Source organism: Planomonospora algeriensis (assembly GCF_977012225.1).
In genome coordinates this window covers 1-5,447 of the sequence record NZ_CDRNDK010000418.1, presented here as the reverse complement: position 1 = coordinate 5,447, position 5,447 = coordinate 1, and the positions used below count along the sequence as shown (strand labels likewise).

Below are 5,447 nucleotides of genomic sequence, written 5' to 3'. Positions count from 1 at the left end.
CGCGTGCCGTACGGCTCCCGCCTCGTCGAGCAGGACCGCCCAGCCGCCCAGCTCGCGGGCGAGGCGGTCGACCACGGCCCGTGCCCCCTCGGGCCGCAGCGCCGCGCGGGTCAGGCGGCCCTGCGCGGCGAAGGCCCGGGTGATCTCCTCGTACTGCTCGGCGGCGAGCAGGTCGCTGACCGCCTTGCCGATCGCGACGAACGGGGTCTCGCGCGGCACCTCCAGCAGCGGCAGCCCCGCCCGGTCCGCGGCGGCCAGCAGCTCGGCGGGGATCTCCTCGTGCCCCAGGCCGACGCCGAACCCCAGCCCGCTCACCCCGCGGGCGACCAGGCGCCCGACGTACGGCCCGGCGGCCGCGGCGTCCAGCCGCATGCCCGTGGTCAGCACGAGCTCCCCGCCCTCCAGGAACGGGGTGGGGTCCTCCAGCTCGCTGACCGCCACCCAGCGCACCGGCCGGTCGAGCGCGTCACGGCCGGTGAGCACGGAGAGGCCGAGCGGCGGCCGCTGCACGACGGTGCGGAGCGTCGGAGCCACGACCACCTCCCGGTTTTATACGTCACGGCCATATCGACCCCGGCGATTTTGCCATAGTGCATCATCGGCACGCCGGTCCGGCCCGCATACCGTCGCAGCATGAGCACCGTCACCCAGGGCGGCCCGTCCCTCCCCCAGGAGCGCCGCGTCGTCACCGAGATCCCCGGCCCGAAGTCCCGCGAGCTGTTCGCGCGCAAGCAGTCGGCCGTCCCGCCGGGCATCGGCACGACGCTGCCGGTCTTCGTGACCCACGCGGGCGGCGGTGTCGTCGTCGACGCCGACGGCAACTCCCTGATCGACTTCGGCTCGGGCATCGCGGTGACGAGCGTCGGCAACTCCGCGCCGCGCGTGGTCGAGCGGGTGCAGCGGCAGGCCGCGGACTTCACGCACACCTGCTTCATGGTCACCCCGTACGAGTCGTACGTGAAGGTCGCCGAGAAGCTCAACGAGATCACCCCCGGCGACCACGCCAAGCGCACCTTCCTGCTCAACAGCGGCGCCGAGGCCGTGGAGAACGCGGTCAAGGTCGCCCGGCACGCCACCGGCCGCCCGGCGGTCGTCGTGTTCGACCACGGCTACCACGGCCGGACCCTGCTGACCATGTCCCTGACGGCCAAGAACATGCCGTACAAGCACGGCTTCGGCCCGTTCGCCCCCGAGGTCTACCGGGTGCCGCTGGCCTACCCGTTCCGCTGGCCCACGGGTGCGGAGAACTGCGCCGAGGAGGCCGCGGCGCAGGCCATCGACCAGATCGACAAGCAGATCGGCGCCGGGAACGTGGCGGCGGTCGTGATCGAGCCGATCGCCGGCGAGGGCGGCTTCATCGAGCCGGCCAAGGGCTTCCTGCCGCGGATCGCCGAGTACTGCCGGGCAGAAGGCATCGTCTTCATCGCCGACGAGGTGCAGACGGGCTTCGCCCGCACCGGCCACCTGTTCGCCTGCGAGGACGAGGGCATCGTCCCCGACATCATCGTCACCGCCAAGGGCATCGCGGGCGGTCTGCCGCTGGCCGCCGTCACCGGCCGGGCCGAGCTCCTCGACAAGGTGCACGTCGGCGGCCTGGGCGGCACCTACGGCGGCAACCCGCTGGCCTGCGAGGCGGCGCTCGGCGTGCTGGAGACCATCGAGGCGGAGGATCTGGTCGGCAGGGCCCGCCGGATCGGCGAGGTCATGCTGCCCCGCCTGCGGGACCTCGCCGACCGGGCCCCGATCGTCGGCGACGTGCGCGGCCGGGGCGCCATGACCGCCATCGAGCTGGTCGTCCCGGGCACCCGGGAACCGCACCCCACCGCCGCGGCCGAGATCGCCAGGCGCTGCCACGCCGAGGGCCTGCTCGTGCTGACCGCGGGCACCTACGGCAACGTGCTGCGTTTCCTGCCGCCGCTGGTCATGCCCGAGCACCTGCTCCAGGAGGCGCTGGAGATCCTGGAGAAGGCGGTCTGCGAGGTCTGACCGTTTATCACGATCCAGAAGGGGCACCCGGCTTGATGCCGTGTGCCCCTTTTTGTCGTCGCTCAACCCGCTCCCGGGAGGCGATTTAACCGCAGCTTGGGACTCAGCAAAGCGATCACTGAGGGTGGCGAGGTTATAACGGTTCCGACGGGAGACTGCGTGATCAGGACGGGAAGCGCGATGCACTGGAGGCCGACCGCGACGGCACGGCTCATTATGTTCGACCCCGAGGGCCTGACCCCCGCCCAGTGCGAGGGGGACGCCTGCGTGGCCTGCCACAAGAGGTGGCCCCGCCCCAGGGTCCGGATCGGCCGCCTTCCCAGCGAAGCGGTCCTGTTCGCCTGCCCGGACTGCGCCGAGGCGCTGCTCCCGCAGCGGGCGGGCAACGTCTACCCCCTGTCCCGCAGCGTGGCCTTCTCCTGACGGCCCCGGACGGGGCTCGACCGGGGCCGCCCGGACCGCCGGGGGACGGCCCCGGGAGTCCGGACGGCCGCCCCGCCGGGCGGGTCGTGATCGGACAGCCCGCGGTCAGGCGGAGAGCAGCACCTCGTGGCTCTTCGCCGGCTCGCGGAGCTGCTCCACCCCGGTCTGGTCGCGCATCCCCCACGGCGAGCCGTAGGCGTTGAGCAGCTCCAGGAACGGCACCGCGTCGAACGCCTCCGGCCCCAGCACTCCCGTGCCCGACCACACGCCGGTGGCCAGCAGTTCCAGCGCGACCACGGGGTGCACGGCCGTCTGCAAGACCACGGCCTGGCAGCCGTATTCGCGCATGGACCACTCGTTGTCGACCACGTGGTACAGGTAGACCTCGCGCGGCTCACCGTCCTTGCCGACGCCCTTCACCCAGGTGCCGGCGCAGGTCTTGCCGCGCATCCGGTCGCCGAGGGTGGCCGGGTCGGGCAGCCGGGCCGCGACCACGTCGCGCGGCGACGCCTCGACCCCACCGACCTTGATCTTGTCGGCGCTGTCCAGGCCGAGCTTGCGCAGGGTCTTCAGGACGCTGATGAACTCCTCGCCGAGGCCGTACTTGAACGTCACCCGGCGGGCGTCGATCCAGCGCGGCACGAGCAGGACCTCCTCGTGCTCGACGTTCACGCACTCGACGGGACCGATGCCCTCGGGGAAGTCGAACACCTCGGGCTCGCTGAACGGCTCGGTGGTGCGCCAGCCGCCGTCCTCCCAGACCACCGGCGGGTTGAGGCACTCCTCGATGGTCGTCCAGATGGAGAAGGTCGGCGCGAAGTCGTAACCGTCCACCACCAGGTTCGACCCGTCGCGGACGCCGATCTCCTCGATGCCCGAGAACAGGTGGTCGGCGGCGTAGCGGGCGAAGACGTCGGCCAGGCCCGGCTCCACCCCCATGCCCACCAGCGCCAGGGAGCCCCTGGCCCGCCACTCGCCGTCGAGGGCGAACTGCTCGTCGCCCAGCTTCACGCCCGGCAGTTCGTACGGCCGGAGCGGATGGGGGCGCGACAGCGACATCGCCATGTCCAGGTAGCGGGCCCCGGTGTTCAGCGCGGCCCGGAACAGCTGCATCGTGAAGCGCGGGTCCACAGCGTTGAAGAGCACGTCGCAGCGGTGCTCGGTGAGAGCGGCCTCGACCGCTCCCTGGTCGGAGGCGTCCAGCGTGATGGCGCTGAAACGCGGGTCTCCGATCTTGGCCACGACCTCGGTGGCCCGGCTCTGTTTAGAGTCCGCCACCACGATGTGTTCGAAGAAATCTCGGCGCGCGGCGATCGGGACGACGGCGGAGCCGACGCCGCCGGCCCCCACAAGAAGGATTCTCATGGCGGGACTCTATCCACTGACTGGTCAACCAGTCGATAGCGGGGGCAGAGTTTTCCCACCGAATCCACGGCCGGAAATGGCGATCACCGCGAAAACCGTCGCGATCCGGACGCCCGGGTCTGGGCAGCGGGTCCCGCCCCGGTCCGGGCAGCGGGTCCGGGCAGCGGGTCCGGGCAGCGGGTCCGGGCACCCTGTCCGGGCGCTCCGGCGCGGGTGTTCTCCGGGCAGGGAGCGGGGCGCCCGGTGCCGGGGGAAGCACGCAGGAGCGCCCTGCGGCAGGCGCGCCCGGCGGGGGACCGGACAGCGCCCGCGGCTCGTCAATCGCCGGCCGGGAAGTCCCCGCCTACTTCACGAGGGTCTTCCAACGGCCCGCCCAATCGGCGTAGTCAGTGCATTCCCCGCCCGCGCCGCCGCAGTCCCGCGATGGGCGGACGGCGAAGAAAACCCCTTCCGGCCGCTTGCCGTCCCGGGCGTCGTGGACGTCGCAGACCCGGCGGGCGCGGCCCGTGCAGGCCTCGGGGTTGGCAGGGGCCAGCCCGGTCCAGGCGGCGGCCCACCGCTGCGCCTCGGCCGAGGTGACCCAGTCGAGCCACTTGTAGGCGCAGTTCCGGCTCGCGGCGGCGGAGGAGATCATCCAGGAGTCGGCCCAGCCGGTCGCCGGCGCCTTGCCGAAGGTCTCCAGCGGCCTGCCCGCGCGTTCGAAGAGGTCGGCGTGGTACGGCCACGCCTGGGCCAGGCGCACCGATCCGCTCGCGACCGCCCGGACCACCTCGACCGGGTCCTTCCAGTAGACCCGGTCCGGCCCGTCCCTCTCGGCCAGCAGCCCGGCCGCCGCGTCGAGCTGGGCCGGGGTGAGCTGGAACGGGTCGGAGACGTCGAGATCCCGCCCGGCTCCGGCGAGCGCCAGCGCGGCGTCGGCGATGCTCAGCGGGTCGTCCCTGATCGCCACGGGATCGGCCGTGTAGAGGTCTCCGGGACCGTCATAGCCGCCGTCGCGGGCGCCGTCACGGGAACCGCCGTGCACGACCCGGTTGACCCCCCACAGGTAGGGGACGCCGTAGACCCCGTCCTTCCGCCGCAGCGCGGGCAGCTCACGCAGCCACCCGGGGATGTCGCCGTACGCCTTGATCAGGGAGGTGTCCACCCGTGCGACGCTTCCGGCGGCCATCAGCGCCCCGGCCAGCTCCGGCGGGGGCGAGACGACGTCGTAGGAGCCGTCCTCGAACCTGGCGGCCATCTCCTCGCCCGTCCGCACCCGGTCCAGCGCCACGACCCGGCACCCGGTCCGCTTCTCGTACGGCGTGACCCAGTCGACCTTCGTGCTCGTCCCGCCGTACTCGACCCGGCCCTGCAGCGCCAGCACGCGCAGGGTCCCCTCCGACTCGCCGATCGAGGGCGAGGGCGAAGGGCTCGCGGCGGGCGAGCCGGTCGCCTTCGTGGTGGGCGTCGCGGGGACCGTGGGCGTCACCACCGAGCCGGCCGCGAGCCGGACGGCCGGCGATCCCGTGCCGGCGCAGGCCGCGAGCATCAGGACAGCCGTCCCCGCCAGCCCCGCCAGCTCCGTTCGACGGAGTCGGTCCCCACCCACGATGCCCCCTTGAACGCCGCTGCCGACCTGCTCGGAGCTTACCGGCCGCCGGGGCCCGGCGGGGCCCGCCGGGCGTACGGCCCGC

General features: G+C 73.1%; 5 protein-coding genes. 2 read left to right on the top strand and 3 right to left on the bottom strand.

Annotated elements, in window-relative coordinates; translation table 11 throughout:
• On the bottom strand, window positions 1–534 hold a 534-nt coding region (locus tag ACWJ6R_RS29165; RefSeq protein WP_449065305.1), incomplete at its 3' end, for a PucR family transcriptional regulator ligand-binding domain-containing protein.
• Between the two features lie 99 nt (window positions 535–633).
• On the opposite strand from ACWJ6R_RS29165, the gene gabT reads away from it, so the two are divergent.
• Window positions 634–1,986 carry a 4-aminobutyrate--2-oxoglutarate transaminase gene (gene gabT, locus ACWJ6R_RS29160; protein ID WP_449065304.1) on the top strand — a complete coding sequence of 451 codons (1,353 nt, stop codon included), beginning with the start codon at window positions 634–636 and terminating at the stop codon, window positions 1,984–1,986.
• Window positions 1,987–2,202: 216 nt separating this feature from the next.
• Complete coding sequence (locus ACWJ6R_RS29155) at window positions 2,203–2,409, top strand: hypothetical protein (protein WP_449065303.1); 207 nt, start codon at window positions 2,203–2,205, stop codon at window positions 2,407–2,409.
• Window positions 2,410–2,514: 105 nt separating this feature from the next.
• On the opposite strand, the gene ACWJ6R_RS29150 is transcribed toward ACWJ6R_RS29155, so the two are convergent.
• Together ACWJ6R_RS29150 and ACWJ6R_RS29145 are read right to left on the bottom strand one after the other, a co-directional pair.
• Entirely contained in the window at window positions 2,515–3,774 is a 1,260-nt protein-coding gene (locus ACWJ6R_RS29150; RefSeq protein WP_449065302.1) for a saccharopine dehydrogenase family protein, read from the bottom strand.
• 343 nt (window positions 3,775–4,117) lie between these two features.
• Window positions 4,118–5,447: extracellular solute-binding protein (locus ACWJ6R_RS29145; RefSeq protein WP_449065301.1), on the bottom strand; the 1,330-nt coding region annotated here is incomplete at its 5' end.

Coding starts and splice junctions, on each gene's coding strand:
- gabT (WP_449065304.1), top strand. CDS start 634: ATGAGCACCGTCACCCAGGGCGGCCCGTCCCTCCCCCAGGAGCGCCGC.
- ACWJ6R_RS29155 (WP_449065303.1), top strand. CDS start 2,203: ATGTTCGACCCCGAGGGCCTGACCCCCGCCCAGTGCGAGGGGGACGCC.
- ACWJ6R_RS29150 (WP_449065302.1), bottom strand. CDS start 3,774: ATGAGAATCCTTCTTGTGGGGGCCGGCGGCGTCGGCTCCGCCGTCGTC.